Source organism: Pseudomonas sp. LBUM1649 (assembly GCF_059716155.1).
In genome coordinates, this window is the sequence record NZ_CP166807.1 from 947,288 (window position 1) to 969,544 (window position 22,257).

Sequence of the window (22,257 nt, forward strand, 5' to 3'; positions counted from 1 at the left end):
ACTCTGTTCACGGTCAAGCTTTCGCGAGATGTTTTTTGCTAAAAAGCTTGGCCGTATTAAATTCTTCTCCAGAGCGCATGCATGCCCATAACCCGGTTAGGTATTTGCGCATGACCGCGCCGATGGCCTGCATTTTCTTCTTGCCGCGCGCTACCAGTGCCTCGTAGAAGGCCTTCACATTCTCATCACAACGGATTGCCGTCATCGCCGGCATGAACATCGCTGCACGCAAGTAAGCATTACCGCACTTGGACATTCGTCCTGGCCGGTTCACGCTGGTGCCTGACTGGGTCAGTCTGACATCCAGGCCTGCATAGCGGCTTACCTGTGCCGATTTAAGCGTCACTGGAAGGGTCGTCAGCTCAGCCAGTGCGGCGATGGCCGAGGCCTCTCCAACGCCGGGCGCCGCCATCATGCAGCGAAATTGCAGGCTCAGATCAGGGCATTTGGCGATGGCGTCGCGCGCAGCCTGTTTTAATCGATCGATTCGAGCGTCCAACGCGCTTATCGCGTCTTTCTCATCCTCGATCAGCAGTGCGATGCTCGTTTCTGTCGCTTGTAGCGCATGCAGCTCGTTCTTGGCTCGCGTCCGATGGCCAATCAGTCGGTTGATGTGGCGACCAATCGCACGCAGCATCATCTGTTCCGCAGTGGGCGGGACCCACAGCCTAGGCCCCATACGCTCGCCGTATTCGGCCAGCAGTTGGGCATCGATCTGGTCAGTCTTGCTGTTTTGCAACATCAGCTTGGCAAAGTTGTGGAAGCTTTTGGGGTTGATCACCGAGACCGGCAAGCCGGCGGCGTGCAATTCCATCGCAAGATCCAGGTAGTAAATACCGGTAGCCTCCATGACAACGCTCAGCGGCTTGAGACGTAGCAGCTTTTCCACAGCGGCCTTGCGACCTTTGGGCGTGTGCAGAATGTCTCCATTGCCTGCTGCTTTGCCGTTCTGCCGCCATCCCATGGCTGAACTGCGAGCACTGATATCTATGCCGACATGCGCATTCATTGCTTTTCACTTCCTTGGCTTTAGGTAAGATTGCACCTGGTTCCCCCGACCTCGAACTTCATGCCACTGCAACCTTGTAATGCGAAGTCCGACTTGTCGGCTTCTCGATACTCTTCGTGGTGGGCAATGAGGCGGGGGGGCCTCTCTACAGACAAGGTCAGGAGCAAATCCTGCCTTCAGGAGCGATCGGCCTCCCCCAGAAACGTACTTGCTGTTGAATGAATCCTTGAGCGTAACCTCTCTCATGGAATCAAGGTCAACATACAAGGAGCGAGCATGCTCGCGAAAAACCTGAGTGCGCCGCGGGGCATCTGGTTTAACGCGTTATCGTTCACGACCATCGCGAGCATGCTCGCTCCTACAAAGGGCGTGTTCAATGAACGATGGAATTGGGCGGCAGATGCCCCAGTCGTTCCGTCAGGCGAATTCGCTGGATCGGATCGTCGCTGAGCAGAAGTGCATGTTCCAGGTCGAAGCGCTCGGCATTCGGGCAGTCCAGCCGTTGGTAGAGGCTGGCCCGGGCCAGATAGTCGGAGGCACTGGCGTTGCCCAGCTCCAGCACGCGTTCGGCGTCTATCAGCGCGCCAATGTAATCGTCGTGGGAAAGATGCAGCTGGCGCAAATTGCGTGACAGGCGTTGGAGCATTTGCGCGGGTTCCGCGGTGACCAGGTGTTCAGCGTTGAGTTGCATGTTAGGGCCGTACTGGCGGTGCAGCAGTTCCCGGCAATCGTTGGGATACAGGCGCCGGCCACCGCAGGGGTCGAGTAGATGATCGGCGCCTGGCACCCGCAGCAGGAAATGCCCCGGGAAGTTGACACCGACCAGAGGAATCTCCAGGCCCCGGGCCAGTTCCAGGGCTATCAGCCCCAGGGCTAGCGGTTGCCCGCGGCGACGCTCCAGGACTTTATCGAGCAATGCCACTTGCGGTCGCAAGGGGGCGAAGTCGTCCTGAGCGAACCCCAACTCGACCATGCGCCTGAGCAACGGTTGCGCCAACTCGCTCACCGGCAGCATCGGCAAGCCGCCACTGATCCGCAGTTGCAGCTCCTTGAAGTGCGCCAATACGGCTTCTGGGTTCACCTGATTGTCATGTTCGACAGCAATCCATAGCGCCGCCTCGAACAGCGCAGGCGGTGATCGTTGCAGGCAGGCGAAAAACGATTGGCGCGGCGTCATCAAAATCTCCGGGCAATGCCTCGTTTTAGACCGGTCTTTGCCATTCGTCCAGTACCGCACAGGGGCCAGTTCCGGTTATTTCCTAAAGCTTGCATGGCGCCGTTGTTTATTCCGGTGCGCTTCTGCAATTTTTGGGCGCAAGCCTATACTGGCGACTACAAGAAGTGATTCGGGAGCCCTACGATGTTCGCTCTCATGCAAAGCACTCGCCTTGAATCGCTACATCTGAGCGTAGACCCGACCACCGGGTTGAAGGCGGTCATTGCCATTCATAACAGCCGTCTGGGGCCTGCTCTGGGCGGATGCCGTTACCTTGCCTATCCCAGCGACGAGTCCGCGGTCGAGGATGCGGTGCGCCTTGCCCAAGGCATGAGTTACAAGGCGGCCCTGGCCGGCCTGGCCCAGGGGGGTGGCGTGGCGGTGATCATTCGCCCCGTTCATGTGGCCAATCGCGCTGCGCTGTTTGAAGCCTTCGGACGCTGTATCAATCAGCTCGACGGGCGCTATATCACCGCTATCGACAGTGGCACCTCCGTGGCGGACATGGATTGCATCGCCCAACAGACCCAGCACGTCACCAGCACCACGTCGGCGGGCGACCCCGCGCCTCACGCGGCGATGGGCGTGTTTACCGGCATACGCGCCACGGCGATGGCCCGGTTGGGCAGCGATAACCTCGAAGGCCTGCGCGTCGCCATCCAGGGCCTGGGCAACGTCGGTTTTGCCCTGGCAGAACAGTTGCACGCTGCCGGGGCGGAGCTGCTGGTCAGCGACATCGACCACGGCAAGGTACAACTGGCGATGGAGCAACTCGGCGCGCACCCGATTGCCAACGAAGCATTGCTCAGCACGCCTTGCGACATTCTTGCGCCGTGCGGTCTGGGCGGGGTGCTAAACAGCCACAGCGTGACGCAACTACGCTGCTCGGCAGTGGCCGGTTCGGCGAACAACCAACTGACCCATCTGGACGTCGCCGATCAGCTGGAACGGCGGGGCATCCTGTATGCGCCCGATTACGTGATCAATGCCGGCGGATTGATCTATGTCTCGCTCAAGCATCGTGGCGAAGAGCTGGGGACCATCACCGCGCACCTGTCGAAAATCAGTTCGCGACTCACCGAAGTCTTCGCCCACGCCCAGGCGGAAAAACGCTCACCGGCCCGAGTGGCGGACGAGTTGGCGGAGAAAGTGCTTTACCGATAGAAAGATCAAAAGATCAAAAGATCAAAAGATCGCAGCCTATGGCAGCTCCTACAAGGCCTATTCAATTCGTCGCTTACTTCGCTGTTTTCGCAGCCTTGGCTGGCTTGGCCGGGGCAACCGGCTCAGCGCTTGTCTCTTCAACAGCAGCAGGCGCTTCAACAGCAGCAGGTACTTCCATCGGCTGCGCAACATCTGCTGGCGCTGTGAGCAGTTCGGACAAGGCGTCCGGCTGGCTCTTGAACGCCTTGGCGAACACATCGCGGTTCTTCGCCATGTAGATCCCGACTTCTTCCACTTGCTGTTCGGTCAGGGACGGAACGGCTTTTTGCAACACGTCAGCCAGCAACTCGGCCAGCTCGAGCATTTTGTCATGACGGTCAGCTTCGGCTTTATCCATGAACAAGTGCTCCCGATCTCGGCTGCTGCGGTATACCACTTCGACGGCCATTCACCACCTCACATGCCTTCACATTTGTTAGTCTGAATCGACTACTGTATCTATATACAGCAAAGGATAAGCGAATCCTTGGGGTTTGGGTAGTGGCTTTTTAATGTAGGCCGGTTTCGGGATTTGTCAGGCCTCGGGTATTGGTAGCTTGGTATAGGTAGCTGCGACCAAACGCCACGGAGCAGAATCTACGGCGGCTAGCCATCATGGTCGTGGCCTTGTTTCTGCATGCAGAACAACCGTCACGTCCAACCTGCATTATCCGGTCGAGCCGACCTAAGGAAGCATCATCGTGAAAATCAACTGGGCCGAAAAGCTGCGGCAGAACGTGCATGAACTGGCCGAGTCGCTGGGCAACCTGTTCGTCGAAACCTTCCACTACCTGGCGCTGTTTGCCATTGGTGCGGTGACCGCGTGGGCAGCGGTGATGGAGTTTCTCGGGATGCTCGAGCAGGGTCATATCAAGATCGATGACATCCTGCTGCTGTTCATCTACCTGGAACTGGGTGCGATGGTCGGGATTTACTTCAAGACCAACCACATGCCGGTGCGTTTCCTGATCTACGTGGCGATCACGGCGCTCACGCGGCTGCTGATTTCCAACGTGTCCCATCACAATCCACCGGACCAGGGGATCATTTACCTGTGCGGCGGGATTCTGCTGCTGGCGTTTGCGATCCTGGTGGTGCGCTACGCCTCTTCGCAATTTCCCTCGGTGAAGATCGAGCACCCGCACCGTAAGACAGGTGCGGGCTCGGGTGAACATCCGGAGGTGGAGAAGGGCGAGCTTTAAAGCCCGATGGCCGGGCGCGGCCGGTTTTTCACTGGGGGTGTCGACAGGCTGCGCGTGCCGCCATCGGTCATGGCTTCGAGGATGGCCACCGCGCTGTGGCCCTGTTCGATGGCAATGCCGAACTGAATGCTTTGCACCAGGCGTTTGAGGCGTTGCGGATCGTTGCGTTGCTCGGCACTGATCATGCGTTTTGCTACTACGCGGCCACTGTTGGAAAGGGTCAGCATGATGCTGCCGTCCAGACCCTGAATGCTCAGGTTGATCTGATAGTCCGCTGCAAAAGCATCGGTAATGAGCTGAAAAGGGTTGTCCATGATGCGTCACCGCTTGATTGAACGTGCAGTTGTTGACCGGCCGTGATCGGGTTGGTTCGCAACGCCAGACCACCGGCCATTTCTCGTCAATATCGCCATCAATGTTCCAAGTGGGATGTAGCAAGGGACATGCCGGAAAGATTGTCAGACAAGAAACGCGGACTGTAGGAGCGAGCATGCTCGCGATGTAGGTCAACGATGACGCGGGATATCTGGCGCCACGCGGCGCTCTCAGGTTTTTCGCGAGCAGGCTCGCTCCTACAGGGGGCCTGCCCGTTTCAGGGCATTAACCGCCTGCATGCCACCAAACCGGTCAGCATTCCACCCAGCTCACCGCCAGACCACCCCGTGATGTCTCTTTGTACTTGTCGTGCATGTCGGCGCCGGTGTCGCGCATGGTGCGGATCACCCGGTCCAGGGAAATGAAGTGGTTGCCGTCGCCGCGCAGGGCCATTTGCGTGGCGTTGATCGCCTTCACGGCAGCAATCGCGTTGCGCTCGATGCACGGCACTTGCACCAGCCCGCCGACCGGGTCGCAGGTCAGGCCGAGGTTGTGTTCAAGGCCGATCTCAGCGGCGTTTTCCAATTGCTCCGGCGTGGCGCCGAGCACTTCAGCCAGGCCGGCGGCGGCCATGGCGCAGGCAGAGCCGACTTCCCCCTGACAGCCAACTTCGGCGCCGGAGATCGAGGCGTTTTTCTTGCACAGGATGCCGACGGCGGCCGCGCCCAAAAAGAACGCCACGACGTCATCGTCCGACGCGTCGGGGTTGAATTTCATGTAGTAGTGCAGCACCGCCGGAATGATCCCCGCTGCGCCGTTGGTCGGTGCCGTAACCATGCGCCCGCCGGCGGCGTTTTCTTCGTTCACGGCGAGGGCGAACAGGTTCACCCATTCCATGGCCGACAGGGTCGAAGTGATGACGTTCGGCTTGCCGATTTCCATCAGGCTGCGGTGCAATTTCGCCGCACGTCGCGGCACATTCAGGCCGCCAGGGAGGATGCCTTCGTGCTCCAGCCCCCGCTCGACGCACTCGCGCATCACCGACCAGATATGCAGCAAGCCCTGGCGTATTTCTTCGTCACTGCGCCACGCCCGTTCGTTGGCCATCATTAACTCGCAAACCCGCAGACCGTGCTGGTTGCAGAGCTTGAGCAGTTCCGCGGCGCTGGAAAAGTCGTATGGCAAATCCACGTCGCGGGTGGGTGAAATCCCGGATTCGGCTTCTGCCGCCTCGATGATGAAACCACCACCGACCGAGTAGTAGGTCTGTTCGAACAGTTCGCCGGTTTCGCCGAAGGCTGTCAGGGACATGGCGTTGGGGTGGTAGGGCAAACTCTCATCGAGCAGCAGGAGATCGCGCGACCAGTTGAAGGCAATGCTCACTTGGCCTGCCAGCGCCAACTCGCCGGTTTCACGCAAGGTATGGATCCGCCTGTCGATGGTGGAGGGATCTATACGGTCCGGCCATTCGCCCATCAATCCCATAACGCAGGCACGGTCGGTGGCGTGACCGACACCGGTCGCCGACAGGGAGCCGTAGAGGCGGATTTCCACTCGCCGTACGTCAGTCACTAAACCCTGGTCCACCAGCGCCTGGGCGAAGGTCGCGGCAGCACGCATGGGACCGACGGTATGGGAGCTGGACGGGCCGATGCCGACTTTGAAGAGATCGAAAACACTGATAGCCATGCTAAAGCCTATTCCTGCAATGGAAGATGAATCGCTGCCATTTTTGTAGGACAAGCGCACTTTCAGCGATACTGCCTCTCTCGGTCATACGTGACCAACGAAACTTTCTAAGACAGCCTTTAGCAGGACTAAACGATGAGCCGTCAGTTACACGCCCAGACTTACGTCTGGCTGCAGGTGTTTTCCTGTGCCGCGCGGCACTTGTCGTTCACCCGTTGCGCCGAAGAACTGCACATCACGCCAGGGGCGGTCAGCCAGCAGATTCGGCAACTGGAGGAGCGCCTGGGTTTTCGCCTGTTTCACCGGCGTGCCCGGGGCGTGGAATTGAGCGCCGAAGGCCAGCGACTGGCCATTACCGTCAATGAGGCCTACGGCAGCATCGATGCGGAATTGCGCCGGCTGGACGCGGGGATGATCAGCGGCACACTACGGGTGCGTTCGATCCCTTCCTTCCTGAGCAAATGGCTCACGCCGCGACTGCCGCGCTTGCAGCAGCGCTTCCCGGACATTCAGTTGCGCCTGGTGGCCGAAGACAGCAGCGTGCCGTTGCACGAAGGCGATTTCGACCTGGCCATCGACCTGAACGACGGCAGCTATCCCGGCCTGTTATCCACAGCGTTGCTCGACGAGCAGATTTTCCCGGTGTGTGCCCCAGGCCTGTTGCGCGGTCGTCCGCCGTTGCATGGCCCGGCGGATCTGCTGCATTTTCCGTTGCTGCATGACATCACCGCCTGGCGCGGCAGCTACGAATACGCGGAATGGGAGTTCTATCTCGATGCCATCGGCTTTGAAGGTGCTGACGTGCGGCGCGGGCATACCTTCAATCGCAATCACCTGACCATCGAAGCGGCCATCGCCGGGATGGGCGTGGCGATCGCACGGCGTACGCTGCTCAATGACGAGCTGGAGCGGGGCGCATTGATCGTACCGTTCGGCCTGGCGGTGCCCAATCACAAGCGCTACATGGTGCTCTACGCGCCGGGGGCGCTGAGCCATCCGGGTGTGCGTGCGGTGCATGACTGGCTGGTGGAGGAAGCGGGGATTTTTCGCGGCCTGCACCCGCTCGGGGAGCGGCAGATGTGAGCAATTATTACGTAAGAGCGGGGCGACCCAACTCCCGACCTTAACAGCGCTTTTGCCGGTTGTCCGGAATTTTTTGCGATTAGATATTTATCTTTTTTTAGGGGTTGAATTGTTCATCGTACAGACCGATTGTGTAACCAAGAGGTCACGGTGATGACGCCCAAGGGCTTAGCTGACCGGCCTCTCGCGAGCTAGCTGAAATAAGGGATGAACTATGCAAATCCAAGTCAATAGCGATAACCATATTCAAGGCAGTAAACGACTGGAGGAGTGGGTACGAACCACCATTGAGAGCACGCTCGAACGTTATGAGGAGGACCTGACCCGAGTAGAGGTTCACCTGCGGGACGAGAACGGCGACAAGCCCGGTCCCCATGATTTGCGCTGCCAGCTGGAAGCGCGGCCAAAAGGCCACCAACCGATTTCTGTCACCCATAAAGCCGCCAGCCTGGAACTGGCGATCGACGGAGCTGCCGAGAAACTCGAACACGCCCTTGAACACCTGTTCGGCAAACTGCGCGGCAAACCACGCGCTGCCGTGGTGCCCTTCGAGCGCAGGCCTCTCGCCGACAAACTGCTGGAAGAAGAGTTTCTTGAAAACGAACAGGCTGCGCAAAACGCCTGACGCCTGATTCACTTTTTACCTTCCCACAGAAAACGGGCCTGCATTGCAGGCCCGTTTTGTTTTTTGTGCTTGCCCTGACTGTTTTCGTCGAACCTGATCTCATCCGACAGTTTTGCGTATGAGAATATTTATCATTAATATTGCACCTTGCTGGCCCCGTGACGTTCATGCGGCCTCACCCGGTTTCAAGGTCGCGACATGAAAGCCAAAAGCACCGCGCTCCCCGTTTCCTATCGATTGGCGGTCACTTCGCGGGTGCTGGCGACCGTATTCGGCGGGTACACCGTGACGGCGTTGGCCAGTGTTTGCCTGACGCCTGGCATTGGCGCTGGCCGGGGTAAGCCTGTTGGTCAGCCCGATTGCCGCTATGGCGCAGTACTGAATCGATGACTCCCTCCGAGTCTCCCGAGATCGAGCACGCCGAACCACGCGGCGACCGTGCGCATTTTCTCCAGGTGTTTCTCTCCCAGCGTTCGCAAATGGAAGCGCTGGTGAGCCGTCGCGTCGGTTGCCGGGCGACGGCGGCGGATCTGGTGCAAGACTTGTTCGTGCGGTTCTGGCGACGACCCCTGGTGCAAGTTGAAGAACTCAGCACCTATCTGTTGCGCTGCGCTGGCAACATCGCCATCGACCACTTGCGCAGTGAAGGCACGCGGGTGCGGGCCAACGAAGTTTTGATGGCAGAACCTGCGGACATGGTGGGCGGCGAGCCGCAAGCGGCGCTGGAGGCAGGCAACGATTTGCGCCACGTCGAAGCGGCGTTGCGCGCGTTACCGGAGCGCACTCGGCAGATCTTTTTGCTCAACCGCATCCATGGCCGCAAGTACGCCGAGATCGCCAAGGCCATGGGCCTGTCCCAGAGTGCCGTGGAAAAACATATGATGCGCGCGCTCGAGGCCTGCAAGGCCAGCCTGCGGGAACCCGACCCGCGCACGCCAGGGAAAGCACAGTGAATAGCATCGAACCCGTCATGCCGACGCCCGCTCAGGAACAGCAAGCGTTGGCCTGGTTGAGTCTGTTGCATGACCAGCCGAGCAGCGGTGATCAGGCCACTTTCAGTCAGTGGTTGCAGGCCGACCCCGCTCATGCTGAGGCGTACAGCCGTGCGCAAGTGCTGTGGGAATTGAGCGAAGTGCCGGCGCGCACGCTCGCCGAGGAGGACGCGCTAGCCTTGCAGGGTTACCTCAACGCCATGAATCGCTCACGCCGCAGCAGCGTTCGGCGTTGGTCGGGCGCGCTGGCCATGGCGGCTTGCCTGCTGCTGATGATCAGCCTCGGCACAGGTTGGCAGCCGTTGCGTTGGATCGACGACCTGGGCGCCGATTATGTCTCGGCGCCAGGGGAAATCCGCACCGTCACCTTGGCCGATCAATCGCAAGTCACCCTCGATGCCGACAGTGCGATCGCCGTGGATTTCAGTGGTGGTGAGCGACATGTGCAGGTGCGCCGCGGTGCCGGATTTTTCAGCGTGACCCATAACGGTGAGCCCTTTGTGGTCGACGCCGAGAAGGGCCAGGCGCGGGTGCTTGGGACGCAGTTCGAAGTGCGCCTTCAACCCCATGGGGCGCAGGTGACGGTGTTGTCTGGTCGGGTTGGCGTGATGGCGGACAAGAACGCGGATCAGCAGATCCTGACGGCCGGCCAGCAAGTGGCTTACGGCGAAGGCTCGGCGGAAAAACTCCACGCGGTGGACAGCGAAGCTCAGTTGGCGTGGCGCCAGGGGTGGCTCAATTACTACAAGGCGACGCTGGCCGATGTGGTTGAGGATCTGCGGCGGTATTACCCGGGGAGAATCGTGTTGCTCAATGATGAACTGGCGAAGCGGCAGATCAGTGGCAGCTTTCCAAGCAAGGACCCGCAGGCAGTGTTGAGTTCATTGCAGGGGGTGTTTGGGTTTGAGCAGCATCAGGTTTTGGGGCATCTGATTATTTTGCGCTGAAGCGACCGGCCCTTTCGCGAGCAGGCTCGCTCCCACATTTGGAATGCATTCTCCTGTGGGAGCGAGCCTGCTCGCGAAGGCGTCAGATCAAACACCTCATCTCCTAACAATAATATTTTCAAATTTTTGCTGAGGTAAAACCGAATGCCATCCGTGTAGTGACTGAAACTGCGAGTCATTCGCATCCGTTGCGGTTCTACACAGGTCATGAGTCATGAAGTCCAGGGCAATATCGGGTTCGGTCAAACAATGGTTAGGTGTGTCTGCGTTGAGTTTCGCGGCATTGGCGCTGCTGCCGCTGAATGGGGCGATGGCCGCGCAGGCCAGCAGCCGGCAAAGTACGCTGTTCAGCTTTTCGATGGTCGCCAAACCGTTGCCCCAGGCCTTAAGCGACTTCAGTCAGGTCACCGGTATCAGCGTGGTCTACACCGATGAAGCGCCTTACGGCCTCACTGCCCCGGCGCTCAACGGACAGTTGAGTGCTGAACAGGCCCTGCAGCGTTTGCTCAGCGGTTCTGGCTTGACCTCGCGCCGCATCGATGGTCACACAATGGTCTTGGAACCGCTACCGACCGAGGGCGCGTTGAATCTGGGCGCTACCACCATCACCTCGGTGATGGATCAGTCCACAAGCTACCAGCCGCCGCCCACCAGCTCGGTGATGCGCTCCTCGACGCCGCTTCAGGAAATTCCCCAGACGGTCAACGTCGTCCCGGCCCAGGTCATTCGCGACCAGGCCCCGCGCAACCTGGATGACGCGCTGGCGAACGTCAGCGGCATCACCCAGGGCAACACGCTGGGCAGCACCCAGGATTCGGTGATGACCCGCGGTTTCGGCGATAACCGCAACGGCTCGATCATGCGTGACGGCATGCCGGTGGTGCAGGGGCGGGGCATGAACGCTACGGTGGACCGGGTCGAAGTACTCAAGGGCCCGGCCTCGTTGCTCTATGGCATCCAGGATCCCGGCGGAGTGGTCAACATGGTCAGCAAGCAGCCGGAGCTTGATCCATTCAACGCCCTGACCCTGCGTGGCTCGACCTATGGAAAGGGCAAGAACGGCAGCGGCGGCACCTTTGACACCACTGGCGCCCTGGGCGATTCCGGGTTGGCCTACCGCATGGTGCTGGACCACGAAGACGAAGATTACTGGCGCAACTACGGTGTGCACCGCGAGACCCTGGTGGCGCCGTCGCTGGCCTGGTTCGGTGAAAGCACCCAGCTGTTGTTCGCCTATGAACACCGGGAGTTCCTGACCCCGTTCGACCGTGGCACGGTGATCGATCCGCGTGACAATCATCCGCTGGACATCTCCCGTGAGCGCCGGCTCGACGAACCATTCAACAACATGGAAGGACGCTCCGACCTGTATCACTTCGAGGCCGATCACGACCTCAACGACAACTGGAAAGCCCATTTCGGCTACAGCTGGAATCGCGAAACCTACGATGCCAGCCAGGTGCGTGTGACCGCCATCGATACCAGCAAAGGCACGCTGACGCGCAGCATGGACGGCACGCAGAATGCAATCAGCACCGATCGTTTCACCACCGCCAGCCTCGAAGGCAAGGTCGATGTCGCCGGCATGCAACATGACCTGGTGCTCGGGATCGATGATGAATACCGCAAGATCTACCGCGCCGACCTGATCCGTCAGAAAAGCCTGAGCACCTTCAGCTACCTCGACCCGGTGTACGGCCGCGAAGTCCCAGGCACCACGGTCAGCCCGGCCGACAGTGCGCAGACCGATATACTGCGCAGCGATTCGGTGTTTTTGCAGGACTCGATCCACCTCACCGACCAATGGATCCTGGTGGCTGGCGGACGCTTCCAGGAGTACGACCAGTACGCTGGCAAAGGCGTGCCGTTCAAGGCCAACACCGACAGCAACGGACAGAAGTGGGTGCCGCGCGCCGGTCTGGTCTACCGCTATACCGATGAGCTGTCGTTCTATGGCAGCTACACCGAATCGTTCAAACCCAACTCGACCATTGCGCCATTGAGCGGCAGCAGCACCGTGCTCGATGGCAGCATTGCGCCGGAAGAAGCCAAGTCTTGGGAAGTGGGGGCCAGGCTGGAAATGCCGGGCCGCGTAACGGGCAACATTGCGCTGTTCGACATCAAGAAACGCAACGTCCTGGTGGCTAACGCCGAAGGCCCGGTGACCCTCTACAGTGCGGCGGGCGAAGTGCGTTCCCGTGGCCTGGAAGTGGACTTGAGCGGCCAGCTCAGCGACCGCTGGAGCATGATCGGCAGCTATGCCTATACCGATGCCGAGGTGACCGAAGACCCCATCTACGAAGGCAAAAAACTGCAAAACGTCGCGAAAAATAGCGGCTCGCTGTCGGCAGTCTACGACTTCGGCACGATTGTCGGTGGTGACCAGCTGCGGGTCGGTGCGGGTGCTCGTTACGTCGGTGAGCGGGCGGGTAACGCGGTGAACGATTTCGACCTGCCGAGCTACACCGTGGCCGACGCGTTCGCCACCTACGACACCCAACTCGACGGGCAGCGGGTCAAGTTTCAGCTCAACGTGAAGAACCTGTTTGACCGCACGTATTACACCTCGGCGGCGAGCCGGTTCTTTGTGTCGATGGGGGATTCGCGGCAGGTGACGTTGTCGAGCACCTTGGAGTTCTGAAAAGATCGCAGCCTGCGGCAGCTCCTACAGAGAAACGCACATCCCGTGTAGGAGCTGCCGCAGGCTGCGATCTTTTGATCTCGCTTTAGCGCAAAAAGGCCTGGCGATACTCCCCCGGCGTTCCACCTAGTGCCTGCCGAAACCGGTTGGTAAAGTGACTGGCACTGGCAAACCCGCAGGCCAATGCAATTTCGCCCAACGGTTGCGACGTCGAGCGCAGCAACTCCCGCGCCCGGTTCAGGCGTCGCGCGAGTACATACTGGTGGGGCGGCAAACCGAAACTTTCACGGAACATCCGCGCAAAGTGGTATTCCGACAGCGCGCACAATGCCGCCAATTGTCCCAGGCTGATGGCTTCGGCCAACTGATTGTCGATGAACTCCACCAGATGCCGCCGCTGATGCGCGGCCAGGCCACCCTTGAGGCGCAAGCCGGGACGCATGCTGACCTGGCTGAGCAGGGCGTGGGCGAGCATTTCATGGGCCAGGCTGCTGGTGAGCAGACGTTCTCCCGGTTCGTCCCAGTTGAGGCTGATCAAGTGCCGAAAGCGCAACGCCTGTTGTGGGTCATCAAGAAACGTTTGCTCACGCAATTGCAGTTGCCGTGGTTCGCGGTCGAGCAGGGTGACGCAGCCAAGGGCAAATTGTTCGGGGCTGAAATACAGGTGGGCCAGGCGAATGTCGCCATTGATCACCCAGCCTGACTGATGGTCGGCCGGCAGGATGCACAGCTTGTCCGGACCGCCCTTGGTGCCGGGCTGGTCACGCCGGAAAGTCCCGGTACCGCCAGCGATGTAGCAGGACAGCGTGTGGTGGCTCGGCGCTTCGTAGTCCTGGGCATCGTGGTGGTTGTTCCACAAGGCTGCTGCCAATCCGTCACCGAGCTCGGCGCTGTGCTCGAGGCGAGCATTGGGCGAGCGGTTGAGGGCTTGAAAGACTTGCAGGGTTTCCAGTGCGGGCATGATCGTTTCTCTCCAACGCCTTGCATCCTACTCCGTAGACATACGCCTGCCAGCCCGTCGCCGGACAAAAGCGCAAGATTATGCAAGTGCGGCGCAACGCGGCGCAGGACACTGGGCGCCTATCGAGGAGCCTTTGCCATGAACCTTTCGTTGTACCTGCTGACTGTGCTGATCTGGGGCACCACCTGGATTGCCCTGAAATGGCAACTGGGCGTGGTGGCGATTCCCGTGTCCATTGTCTATCGCTTTGGTTTAGCGGCGCTGGTGCTGTTCGGGGTCTTGCTGCTCAGCCGCCGCCTGCAAGTGATGAACCGCCGCGGGCATCTGATTTGCCTGGCGCAGGGGTTGTGTCTGTTCTGCGTCAACTTCATGTGTTTCCTGACTGCCAGTCAGTGGGTCCCCAGCGGCCTGGTCGCCGTGGTGTTTTCCACGGCCACGCTGTGGAATGCGCTTAATGCACGGGTGTTCTTCGCTCAGAAAATCGCCCGCAATGTGCTGATGGGCGGCGCGCTGGGCTTGCTCGGCCTGGGCCTGTTGTTCTGGCCCGAGCTGGTGGGTCACACCGCCAGCCCGCAAACCTTGCTCGGTCTTGGCCTGGCCCTGTGTGGCACCTTGTGTTTCTCGGCGGGGAACATGCTGTCGAGCCTGCAACAAAAAGCCGGGCTCAAGCCGCTGACGACCAATGCCTGGGGCATGGCCTACGGCGCGGCGATGTTGTCGGTGTGGTGCCTGGTCAAGGGCATTCCATTCGACATGGAATGGAACGCCCGCTACATCGGCTCGCTGTTGTATCTGGTGATTCCCGGTTCGGTCATCGGTTTCACTGCCTACCTGACCCTGGTCGGGCGCATGGGCCCCGAGCGCGCAGCCTATTGCACCGTATTGTTTCCGGTGGTGGCGCTGAATGTCTCAGCGTTTGCCGAAGGCTACCAATGGACTCCCCCGGCGCTCGTGGGCCTGGTGATGGTCATGCTGGGCAACGTGCTGGTGTTTCGCAAGCCCAAGGCGAGCGCCAAGCCCGTGGCGGGGAAGCTGGCCTAGGCACCGGCTGTTCAGCTGTCTTTTACTGCGGTGAGATAGATCAGGCCGAGAAACATGTATCCAATGTTGTTTTCTGCCCAATCATAAGTGTTGCGATGCGAAGAGTAATCCATGTCAAACCATTCATTGAGTATGATGACGTATAAGGCCTGATAAACAAAAATACCTGTCGAGAGGCCAGCTATCGCGAATTTTTTCGCTTCGTGAAAGTCGTTGCGTGGTGCATCGACTTTTCGGCAGAGCTGATAGGTCCCCACCAGGCAACTAAAAGTGTAAATGATCTCGAGCGAAATGATGGCCCAGTAAAAACGATGATGAAACATGTTGGATGTGATTGCCCTGTAGCGCCGGGAATCGTTACCCTCGTTGTCGCTCATGCTGATGATGCGCCCGATGTAGTCAGCGTATGCCGCATAATCGGTGATATTGTTAGCAAGTGTTGTCAGCCCGAATAATGCCGCTGTTAAAACAATAATTATTTTGCTTCGCCTTATCACGGAGGCGGTAGTTAGTTTGTTCATTGGGGTGTGATCTCCGAGTGCACGTTTGGTGCTTTCTTTAATAGCTAGAAGCTTATAGCTGTTCAGGAAAGTTCAGTCGGAGACTGCATTGCAAGTTATGTCGTCTGCTCTATTTAAATGGCAAGTTGTTTGATGTTATGGAAAGTGGCACGTCCAGCCAGACGTGCCATCGTTCTTTCAGCCTTTCCAGACCTGTGGGTTGACCAGGTCTTGTGGGCGCTCACCCAGCAAGGCACTGCGCAGGTTCGCAAGGGCACGGTTGGCCATGGCGTCGCGGGTTTCATGGGTGGCCGAACCGATATGCGGCAAGGTCACGGCGTTTTTCAATTGAAACAGCGGCGACTCGGCCAGCGGTTCCTTTTCATATACATCCAGCCCGGCACCGCGGATGCGGTTGTTCTGCAGCGCCTCGATCAGGGCCGGCTCGTCTACCACCGGACCACGAGCAATGTTCACCAGGATGGCGCTCGGCTTCATCAGGGCCAGTTCGCGATGGCTGATAAGGTGTCTGGTTTTCTCGCTGAGCGGGACCACCAGGCAGACGAAGTCGGCTTCAACAAGCAGCTCGTCCAGGCTGCGCATCTGCGCACCAAATTCCTGTTCCAGCGCAGTCTTGCGGCTGTTGCCGCTGTAGATGATCGGCATGTTGAAGCCCAGGCGCCCACGGCGTGCGATGGCCGCGCCGATGTTGCCCATGCCGACGATGCCCAGGGTCTTGCCGTGGACATCACAGCCGAACAGCGGGGCGCCGACGGTGGCTTGCCACTGACCTGCCTTGGTCCAGGCATCGAGCTCGGCGACGCGGCGCGCAGTGCTCATCAACAACGCGAAGGCCAGGTCGGCAGTGCTTTCGGTGAGCACGTCCGGCGTGTTGGTGAGCATGATCCCGCGCTCGTTGAAATAGGCCACGTCATAGTTGTCATAGCCCACCGAGACGCTGGACACGACTTCCAGCCTGGCGGCGTTTTCCAGCTGTGCGCGACCGAGCTTGCGACCGACCCCGATCAAGCCGTGGGCATGGGGCAGGGCTTCGTTGAACTGGGCATTGATGTCACCCTTTTTCGGATTCGGCACGATGACGTCGAAGTCTTGTTGCAGGCGTTCAACCATTTCTGGCGTGACGCGGCTGAAGGCGAGGACAGTCTTTTTCATGGGCACAGGGCTCGTCGGGCGGAGGAGAAAGGTTGGAAAGCTACAAGCTTCAAGCTGCAAGCCGCAAGCCGCAAGTCAAAAGCCAAGCGCAGCGCTTTTAACTTGCAGCTTGCAGCTTGCAGCTTGAAGCTTGTAGCTGCCCTTCCGCTATACTGTCGTCTTTCGCGGCTCGCTGACCGGGCCCGACACAGTGTGCATCACCCGGAGCTTTTCATGACTTCCCCGAAACAACCGCCGGTAGCCGACGCCTTGAGCGACGCACAGGCAGAGCTGCCAGACAGCGTCGACTCCAGCGCTGACAGCGACACCAAAACCGCGATCCCGGCGTTCAGGTTCCCGTTCAAGCCGGGTGAGCTGCAGGCCACCAAGGACGCCAGCCAGCCGTGGTACAAGAACGGCGCCAAGAATGGCCACACCAAGACGCCGGGGATGGCGCCTCCGGGGACACGCCGTTCGATGGGCAAGCGTTAGGCTTTTTCAGCGGACTTGCCCGCGGCACTCTGTGATGACTGCCGCCACAGCGATCACCGCCCGGTGCTTATTTCATCCCCAGTCGCTTGGCCATCCGCCCGAGATTGGCCCGGTCCAGGCCCAGTTCACGGGCCGCGCTCGCCCAGTTGTGGTGGTGGCGTTCCAGGCAGGCGCCGATCAATTGGCGCTGATAACGCTCGGTGGCTTCGCGTAAATCTCCCGTCACCGCTTCCATGGCCGCTTCGGCGGGTCGCTCGGCGCTGGCTTCGACGCTGACTTCGATACTGGCATAGGGCAGATCGAGGTCGGCGGCACTCAAACTGAGAATCTTCGGCCGTTCCTTGCAGTTACCCAACGCCTTCAACGCACTGCGGCCGATCAGGTGTTCCAGTTCGCGCACATTGCCGGGCCAACCGTAGGCCAGCAACGCAGCCTGGGCATCGGTGCTCAGGCGCAGGCTGTTGAGGCCCATGCGCGAGCGGTTCTGTTCGAGGAAGTAACCGCTGAGCAGCAACACATCTCGCCCACGGTCACGTAGCGCCGGTACCAGCAAGGGGTAGACGCTGAGCCGGTGATAGAAGTCGGCGCGGTAACGGCCACTGCGCACTTCCTCGGCGAGGTCGCGATTGGTCGCTGCGATCAGTCGCACATCGACCTGATGCTCCTGGTCCGAACCCAGTCGCTGCAGCTGACCGCTTTGCAGCACGCGCAGCAATTTGGCCTGCACCGTCAGCGACAGTTCGCCCACCTCATCAAGAAACAGCGTACCGCCATTGGCCAGTTCGAACTTGCCGCGTCGGTCATTCATCGCGCCGGTGAAGGCGCCGCGGACATGCCCGAATAGCTCGCTCTCCACCAGCGTGTCCGGCAAGGCGGCGCAGTTGAGGCTGATGATGGGTTTGTCGGCACGCGGTGAGGCGGCATGGATGGCCTGGGCCACCAGCTCCTTGCCCACCCCGGTTTCCCCGGTGATCAGCACCGTCAGATCGCTGCCGCCCACCAGGTTGATTTCTTCCACCAAGCGTTTGTGCGCCTTGCTTTGACCAATCATTTCGCGGTTTTGCTGGCCGCTGGCCTGGCGGTACACCTCGGCGCGCTGATGTTCGTCTTCGACCCTGTTGTTCAAGCGCTCGATGCGTTCGGCCGCGTTGACGGTGGCCGCCGCGAGGCTGGCGAAGGCCTCCAGGGCATCCAGTTCGATCGGTTCGAACTGTTCCGGATTGAGAGCATCGAGTGTCAGCAGGCCCCACGGCCGTTCATCGATAAACAGCGGGCAACCCATGCAATCGTGTACTTCCAGATGATCGTCGAGACCATCGACCAGGCCGTCATACGGGTCGGGCATACCGCTGTCAGCGGCAAACCGCGTGGGGCCGGTGCTGCTGAGCAGTGCCTGGAAGCGCGGGTGTTCGCTGACCTTGAAGCGCCGGCCGAGGGTGTCGATGCTCAACCCGTCGACAGCCAGTGGCACCAGCCATTCGCCATCGAGGCGCAGCAGGGCGGCGGCATCGCAGGGGAGCAGGGCACGCATGGCTTCCAGCAAGCGCCGATAGCGTTCGCCCTCGGGGAGTTCGCGGGACAGGTCCGCAACCAGGGGCAACAGTGCGGTTAGCAGGGATTTTGCAGTCATAGTGACTCCGTGTAGTCGATAAGACTATAACCTGCTGTGTGTCGTAATGACTATCGTGTTTTTAACTTATTGATTTATAACGATTTAATAGTTGGCATGGAAACTGATAAGCCTTAGGCAACTGTTAAGAAAATCCCGTTGCCCAGGAGTCACCTTATGCTTAGCGTTCAAGACCGTGCCATCGTCAAGTCCACTGTGCCATTGCTGGAAAGCGGTGGCGAAGCGTTGATCACTCACTTCTATCGCATGATGCTTTCCGAGTATCCAGAAGTGCGTCCGCTGTTCAACCAGGCTCACCAGGCCAGCGGTGACCAGCCACGCGCCCTGGCTAACGGTGTATTGATGTACGCCCGCCACATCGACCAACTCGATCAGTTGGGCGACCTGGTGGCCAAGATCATCAACAAGCACGTGGCCCTGCAGATTCTGCCGGAACACTACCCGATTGTCGGCAGCTGCCTGCTGCGGGCCATTGCCGAAGTGCTGGGCGAAGAAATCGCCACCCCTGAAGTGATTGCGGCATGGGGGGCGGCTTACGGTCAACTGGCGGACATTCTGATCGGTGCCGAAACCAGCATCTACGACCAGAAAGAGCAGGCACCGGGCGGCTGGCGCGGGGCGCGGGAATTCATCGTGGTGGCCAAGGTCGAGGAAAGTGCGGAAATCACCTCCTTCTATTTCGAGCCGGCAGACAAGGGGCCGATTCTGGCGGCCGAGCCTGGCCAGTACATCGGCATGAAACTGATCCTCGATGGAGAAGAGATTCGTCGCAACTATTCGCTGTCGGCCTTGGCGAACAAGGGCCAGTACCGCATCAGCGTCAAGCGTGAAACCGGCGGTCGAGCCTCCAATCACTTGCACGATCAACTGCATGTAGGGGCGAGCATCCAGCTGTTCCCGCCATCGGGCGAGTTCACCCTGAGCGCCAGCGACAAACCGCTGGTGCTGATCAGCGGCGGCGTCGGCATCACCCCTACCCTGGCAATGCTGGAAGCGGCGCTGGAAACCGAGCGGCCGGTGCACTTTATCCACTGCGCGCGCAATGGCAGCGTCCACGCCTTCCGCGACTGGATCGACGGGCTGGCCGAGCGTCACCCTCAACTCAAGCGTTTCTACTGCTATGCCGAAGATGACGGCGTCAGCCCGGCGGCGCACAAGGTCGGGATGTTGAGCCAGGAACAACTGGCCGCCTGGTTGCCCGAAGAGCGCGACCTGGATGCTTACTTCCTCGGGCCCAAAGGCTTCATGGCCGCGGTCAAGCGTCACCTCAAGGCGTTGGGTGTGCCAGAGAAGCAGAGCCGTTACGAGTTCTTCGGGCCGGCTGCAGCCCTGGAATAACAAGGGGAGGCGCAATCAATTGTAGGAGCGAGCATGCTCGCGATGAACCTGAGACCACCGCGGGGTGCCAGGCTTCCCGCGTTATCGTTGACGACCATCGCGAGCATGCTCGCTCCTACACAAGGTGTGTCTTAGCCTTTCAGTTCCTTCAGATGCTTGTACACCGTCGCCCGGCCCATGTTCAGTACATTGGCTACATAATTCGATGCGCTCTTGCCTTTGAAGGCGCCCTCGGCGTGCAGGGCCAGCACCAGTTCACGTTTGTGATCGCGGGTCAGCAGGTTCAGGCTCAGCTGGCGTTCGCGCAGCCAGGCGTGGAGGAAGGTGTTGATCCGTTCCTGCCAGTCATCGCGGAACAGTGAGTCGGGCTGCGGAATCAGCTTGGTCGGCGACAGGAACAAGTCCAGCGCGGCCTTGGCATTCTCGAACAGCGAAATATTCAGGTTGATGCACAGCATCGCCAGCGGGTGTCCCTCGCGGTCGCGCAGCACGGTGCTGAGGCTGCGAATCTTCTGACCATCCCAATTGAGCTTTTCGTACGGCCCGATGTTGCGGTCGCTGACATCGTCGTTGAGCATGTCCTCCAGCGCCGAATCGTCACCGATTTCCCGTTTCGACAGGTTGTTGGCGATGTAGTCGACCTTTTGCGTACGCAGGTCGTGCAGCACCACTTCGGCGTGGGGAAAAAACAACGTGGCGATGGCATCGGCGATTGCCCGGAAGTTATCCATGGACGTCTCGTTCAGGGCCGGGTCTTTTTCAGGTGCGTTCATACAGTGGGGGCTCCGGGCAGCTTCAGCGCCCCGTAAAACAGGACGCTGAAAGTGTGCCGCAATCGAGTCGGCGCGTCACCTGAGGACAATAGTCAACCCAGGCGGGCAGGGGACAGCATCCCGGCGTTCAGGCCGAAACGGATGAGGGGTTCGGGCAGGGGTTCACCGCGTACCAGCGCGGCACTGGCCTGGCCCATGGCCGGCGAGGTCTGGATACCGTAGCCGCCTTGTGCCGCCACCCAGAACAACCCCGGCACCTGCGTATCGAAACCGGACAGCAAGTCGCCATCGCTGACGAAACTGCGCAGGCCGGCCCAGGTTCGGGTCGGGCGGCGGATGGTCAGCGTGGTGGCTTCCTCGATCTGGTAAATACCCATGGCAATGTCCAGTTCTTCGGGCTGCACGTCGTGGGGTTCCACCGGGTCGGCGTTGGCCGGCGAGCCGAGGAACATCCCGGCGTCGGGTTTCATGTAGAAGGATTCGTCGAGGCTGACCAGCATCGGCCAATGGTGGATGTCCACGCCCTCTGGGCCGGCGAAGATGAAGGCCGCGCGGCGCTTGGGTTGCAGGCCCAGTGGCCGGGCACCGGCCATTTCGCCGATCTTGTCGGCCCAGGCGCCGGCGGCGTTGATGATCACCGGTGCGCTGAAAGTGCCGGTGTTGGTCTGCACGTGCCACACACCTTCGGCATCGCGGCTCAGGCTTTGCACTTCGCTGTCGGTACACACTTCGCTTTTGTTGCGACGGATGCCTCGCAGGTAGCCCTGATGCAGGGCATCAGTGTCGATGTCGCTGGCGGTCGGATCGTAGATCGCACCGTGGACGTTTTCTCGGCGCAAGATCGGCAGACGGGTGCAGGCCTCGTCGGCGCTGAGCAGTTGCATCTGCGGCACCGTGGCTTTGGCGCTCAGGTACTGGTTGTTCAGTTCGGCCGGGTCGCCGGTGAAGTCCACCGTCATCTCGCCGCGCGGGGTCAGCAGCGGGTGTTCGCAGAAGCCGCTTGGCGGAGCATCGAAAAAGTCGCGGCTGGCCTGGGTCAATGCGCGCACCTGAGGGGTGCCATAGGCGGCGGTGTACAGCGCGGCCGAACGTCCGGTGGAGTGATAGGCCGGATGGGACTCGCGTTCGAGCACGATCACGCGTGCGTGCTGCGACAGCCAGAAACCGGTGGAAGCGCCGGCAATCCCGCCGCCGATGATGATGAAGTCTGCCTGGCTCATGAACGTCTCCTGAAAGTGCGCGATGCCAAAATTGTGATCATTTCCTGTGTGGACGGATTCTGTGGCGAGGGGATTTATCGAAACGTCGCACCGACCCGTTGGGTCGCGAAGCGGCCCCAAAATCTACCAACTCGTTTTGTCAGGCCCACCGCATTTCCCGGTTTTACGACGGCTTCGCCGCCGAGCGGGGATAAATCCCCTCGCCACAAAAGCGCGTCCCCAGGAAGA

Annotated in this window: 20 protein-coding genes and 2 pseudogenes; 11 read left to right on the forward strand and 11 right to left on the reverse strand. The window is 60.0% G+C overall.

The features are described 5' to 3' along the window. Positions 1-13: 13 nt before the first annotated feature. Together ACA058_RS04205 and ACA058_RS04210 are read right to left on the reverse strand one after the other, a co-directional pair. Complete coding sequence (locus ACA058_RS04205; RefSeq protein WP_497634894.1) at positions 14-1,009, reverse strand: IS110 family RNA-guided transposase; 996 nt, start codon at positions 1,007-1,009, stop codon at positions 14-16. Positions 1,010-1,382: 373 nt separating this feature from the next. Beyond that, entirely contained in the window at positions 1,383-2,186 is an 804-nt protein-coding gene (locus ACA058_RS04210) for a SirB1 family protein (RefSeq protein ID WP_497637986.1), read from the reverse strand. 183 nt (positions 2,187-2,369) lie between these two features. On the opposite strand from ACA058_RS04210, the gene ACA058_RS04215 reads away from it, so the two are divergent. Continuing rightward, a complete protein-coding gene (locus ACA058_RS04215) occupies positions 2,370-3,389 on the forward strand; it encodes a Glu/Leu/Phe/Val dehydrogenase family protein (RefSeq protein ID WP_497637987.1) in 1,020 nt (339 codons plus the stop codon). 208 nt (positions 3,390-3,597) lie between these two features. Here ACA058_RS04215 and ACA058_RS04220 read toward each other — a convergent pair. After that, positions 3,598-3,837: pseudogene (locus ACA058_RS04220) on the reverse strand (YebG family protein); the annotation flags it as partial. A 292-nt stretch (positions 3,838-4,129) separates the two neighbouring features. Between ACA058_RS04220 and ACA058_RS04225 the strand changes: the two are divergent. After that, complete coding sequence (locus ACA058_RS04225; RefSeq protein WP_497637988.1) at positions 4,130-4,630, forward strand: phosphate-starvation-inducible protein PsiE; 501 nt, start codon at positions 4,130-4,132, stop codon at positions 4,628-4,630. Here the strand turns inward: ACA058_RS04225 and ACA058_RS04230 are convergent. Beyond that, positions 4,627-4,944, reverse strand: coding sequence for a DUF3509 domain-containing protein (locus tag ACA058_RS04230; protein ID WP_497637989.1), 318 nt, complete (start codon positions 4,942-4,944; stop codon positions 4,627-4,629). The genes ACA058_RS04225 and ACA058_RS04230 overlap by 4 nt on opposite strands. Positions 4,945-5,257: 313 nt before the next feature. Beyond that, on the reverse strand, positions 5,258-6,634 hold the full coding sequence (locus ACA058_RS04235; protein WP_497637990.1) for an L-serine ammonia-lyase: 1,377 nt from the start codon (positions 6,632-6,634) through the stop codon (positions 5,258-5,260). Positions 6,635-6,769: 135 nt separating this feature from the next. Between ACA058_RS04235 and ACA058_RS04240 the strand changes: the two genes are divergently transcribed. The 6 genes and pseudogenes from ACA058_RS04240 to ACA058_RS04265 all read left to right on the forward strand — a co-directional run bounded on the left by ACA058_RS04240 (position 6,770) and on the right by ACA058_RS04265 (position 12,922). After that, positions 6,770-7,717 (forward strand): LysR substrate-binding domain-containing protein, encoded by a 948-nt coding sequence (locus tag ACA058_RS04240; protein WP_401313747.1) that lies wholly within the window; start codon positions 6,770-6,772, stop codon positions 7,715-7,717. Between the two features lie 214 nt (positions 7,718-7,931). After that, complete coding sequence (locus tag ACA058_RS04245; protein WP_497637991.1) at positions 7,932-8,342, forward strand: HPF/RaiA family ribosome-associated protein; 411 nt, start codon at positions 7,932-7,934, stop codon at positions 8,340-8,342. 198 nt (positions 8,343-8,540) lie between these two features. Further along, positions 8,541-8,690, forward strand: a pseudogene (locus tag ACA058_RS04250) (DUF3649 domain-containing protein); the annotation flags it as partial. Between the two features lie 38 nt (positions 8,691-8,728). Next, positions 8,729-9,295, forward strand: coding sequence for an RNA polymerase sigma factor (locus tag ACA058_RS04255; protein ID WP_497637992.1), 567 nt, complete (start codon positions 8,729-8,731; stop codon positions 9,293-9,295). After that, positions 9,292-10,281, forward strand: a complete 990-nt coding sequence (locus ACA058_RS04260) for a FecR family protein (RefSeq protein ID WP_497637993.1) — start codon at positions 9,292-9,294, stop codon at positions 10,279-10,281. Before ACA058_RS04255 ends, ACA058_RS04260 begins: the two co-directional genes overlap by 4 nt. A 214-nt stretch (positions 10,282-10,495) precedes the next feature. Then, positions 10,496-12,922: a TonB-dependent siderophore receptor gene (locus tag ACA058_RS04265; RefSeq protein ID WP_497637994.1), complete on the forward strand. Its 2,427-nt coding sequence runs from the start codon at positions 10,496-10,498 to the stop codon at positions 12,920-12,922. 85 nt (positions 12,923-13,007) lie between these two features. Here ACA058_RS04265 and ACA058_RS04270 read toward each other — a convergent pair whose 3' ends face one another. Further along, on the reverse strand, positions 13,008-13,883 hold the full coding sequence (locus ACA058_RS04270; RefSeq protein ID WP_497637995.1) for a helix-turn-helix domain-containing protein: 876 nt from the start codon (positions 13,881-13,883) through the stop codon (positions 13,008-13,010). A gap of 138 nt (positions 13,884-14,021) precedes the next feature. Here ACA058_RS04270 and ACA058_RS04275 point away from each other — a divergent pair, with 138 nt between their 5' ends. Then, on the forward strand, positions 14,022-14,924 hold the full coding sequence (locus ACA058_RS04275) for a DMT family transporter (protein ID WP_497637996.1): 903 nt from the start codon (positions 14,022-14,024) through the stop codon (positions 14,922-14,924). Positions 14,925-14,935: 11 nt separating this feature from the next. Here the strand turns inward: ACA058_RS04275 and ACA058_RS04280 are convergent, their stop codons facing one another. Together ACA058_RS04280 and ACA058_RS04285 are read right to left on the reverse strand one after the other, a co-directional pair. Then, a complete protein-coding gene (locus tag ACA058_RS04280; RefSeq protein WP_497637997.1) occupies positions 14,936-15,445 on the reverse strand; it encodes a DUF2165 domain-containing protein in 510 nt (169 codons plus the stop codon). A 177-nt stretch (positions 15,446-15,622) separates the two neighbouring features. Then, the gene (locus ACA058_RS04285) at positions 15,623-16,597 is read right to left on the reverse strand and encodes a 2-hydroxyacid dehydrogenase (protein WP_497637998.1); all 975 of its coding nucleotides are present in this window, start codon (positions 16,595-16,597) and stop codon (positions 15,623-15,625) included. A gap of 213 nt (positions 16,598-16,810) precedes the next feature. Here ACA058_RS04285 and ACA058_RS04290 point away from each other — a divergent pair, with 213 nt between their 5' ends. Beyond that, a complete protein-coding gene (locus tag ACA058_RS04290; protein ID WP_497637999.1) occupies positions 16,811-17,068 on the forward strand; it encodes a hypothetical protein in 258 nt (85 codons plus the stop codon). Between the two features lie 67 nt (positions 17,069-17,135). Here ACA058_RS04290 and norR read toward each other — a convergent pair whose 3' ends face one another. Continuing rightward, on the reverse strand, positions 17,136-18,698 hold the full coding sequence (gene norR, locus ACA058_RS04295; RefSeq protein WP_497638000.1) for a nitric oxide reductase transcriptional regulator NorR: 1,563 nt from the start codon (positions 18,696-18,698) through the stop codon (positions 17,136-17,138). Between the two features lie 156 nt (positions 18,699-18,854). Between norR and hmpA the strand changes: the two genes are divergently transcribed. Beyond that, the gene (gene hmpA / locus ACA058_RS04300) at positions 18,855-20,036 is read left to right on the forward strand and encodes an NO-inducible flavohemoprotein (protein WP_497638001.1); all 1,182 of its coding nucleotides are present in this window, start codon (positions 18,855-18,857) and stop codon (positions 20,034-20,036) included. 131 nt (positions 20,037-20,167) lie between these two features. Here hmpA and ACA058_RS04305 read toward each other — a convergent pair whose 3' ends face one another. Both ACA058_RS04305 and ACA058_RS04310 read right to left on the reverse strand, forming a co-directional pair. After that, positions 20,168-20,809, reverse strand: a complete 642-nt coding sequence (locus ACA058_RS04305) for a helix-turn-helix transcriptional regulator (protein ID WP_497638002.1) — start codon at positions 20,807-20,809, stop codon at positions 20,168-20,170. Between the two features lie 92 nt (positions 20,810-20,901). Continuing rightward, entirely contained in the window at positions 20,902-22,029 is a 1,128-nt protein-coding gene (locus tag ACA058_RS04310) for an NAD(P)/FAD-dependent oxidoreductase (RefSeq protein WP_497638003.1), read from the reverse strand. Between the last annotated feature and the right edge of the window lie 228 nt (positions 22,030-22,257).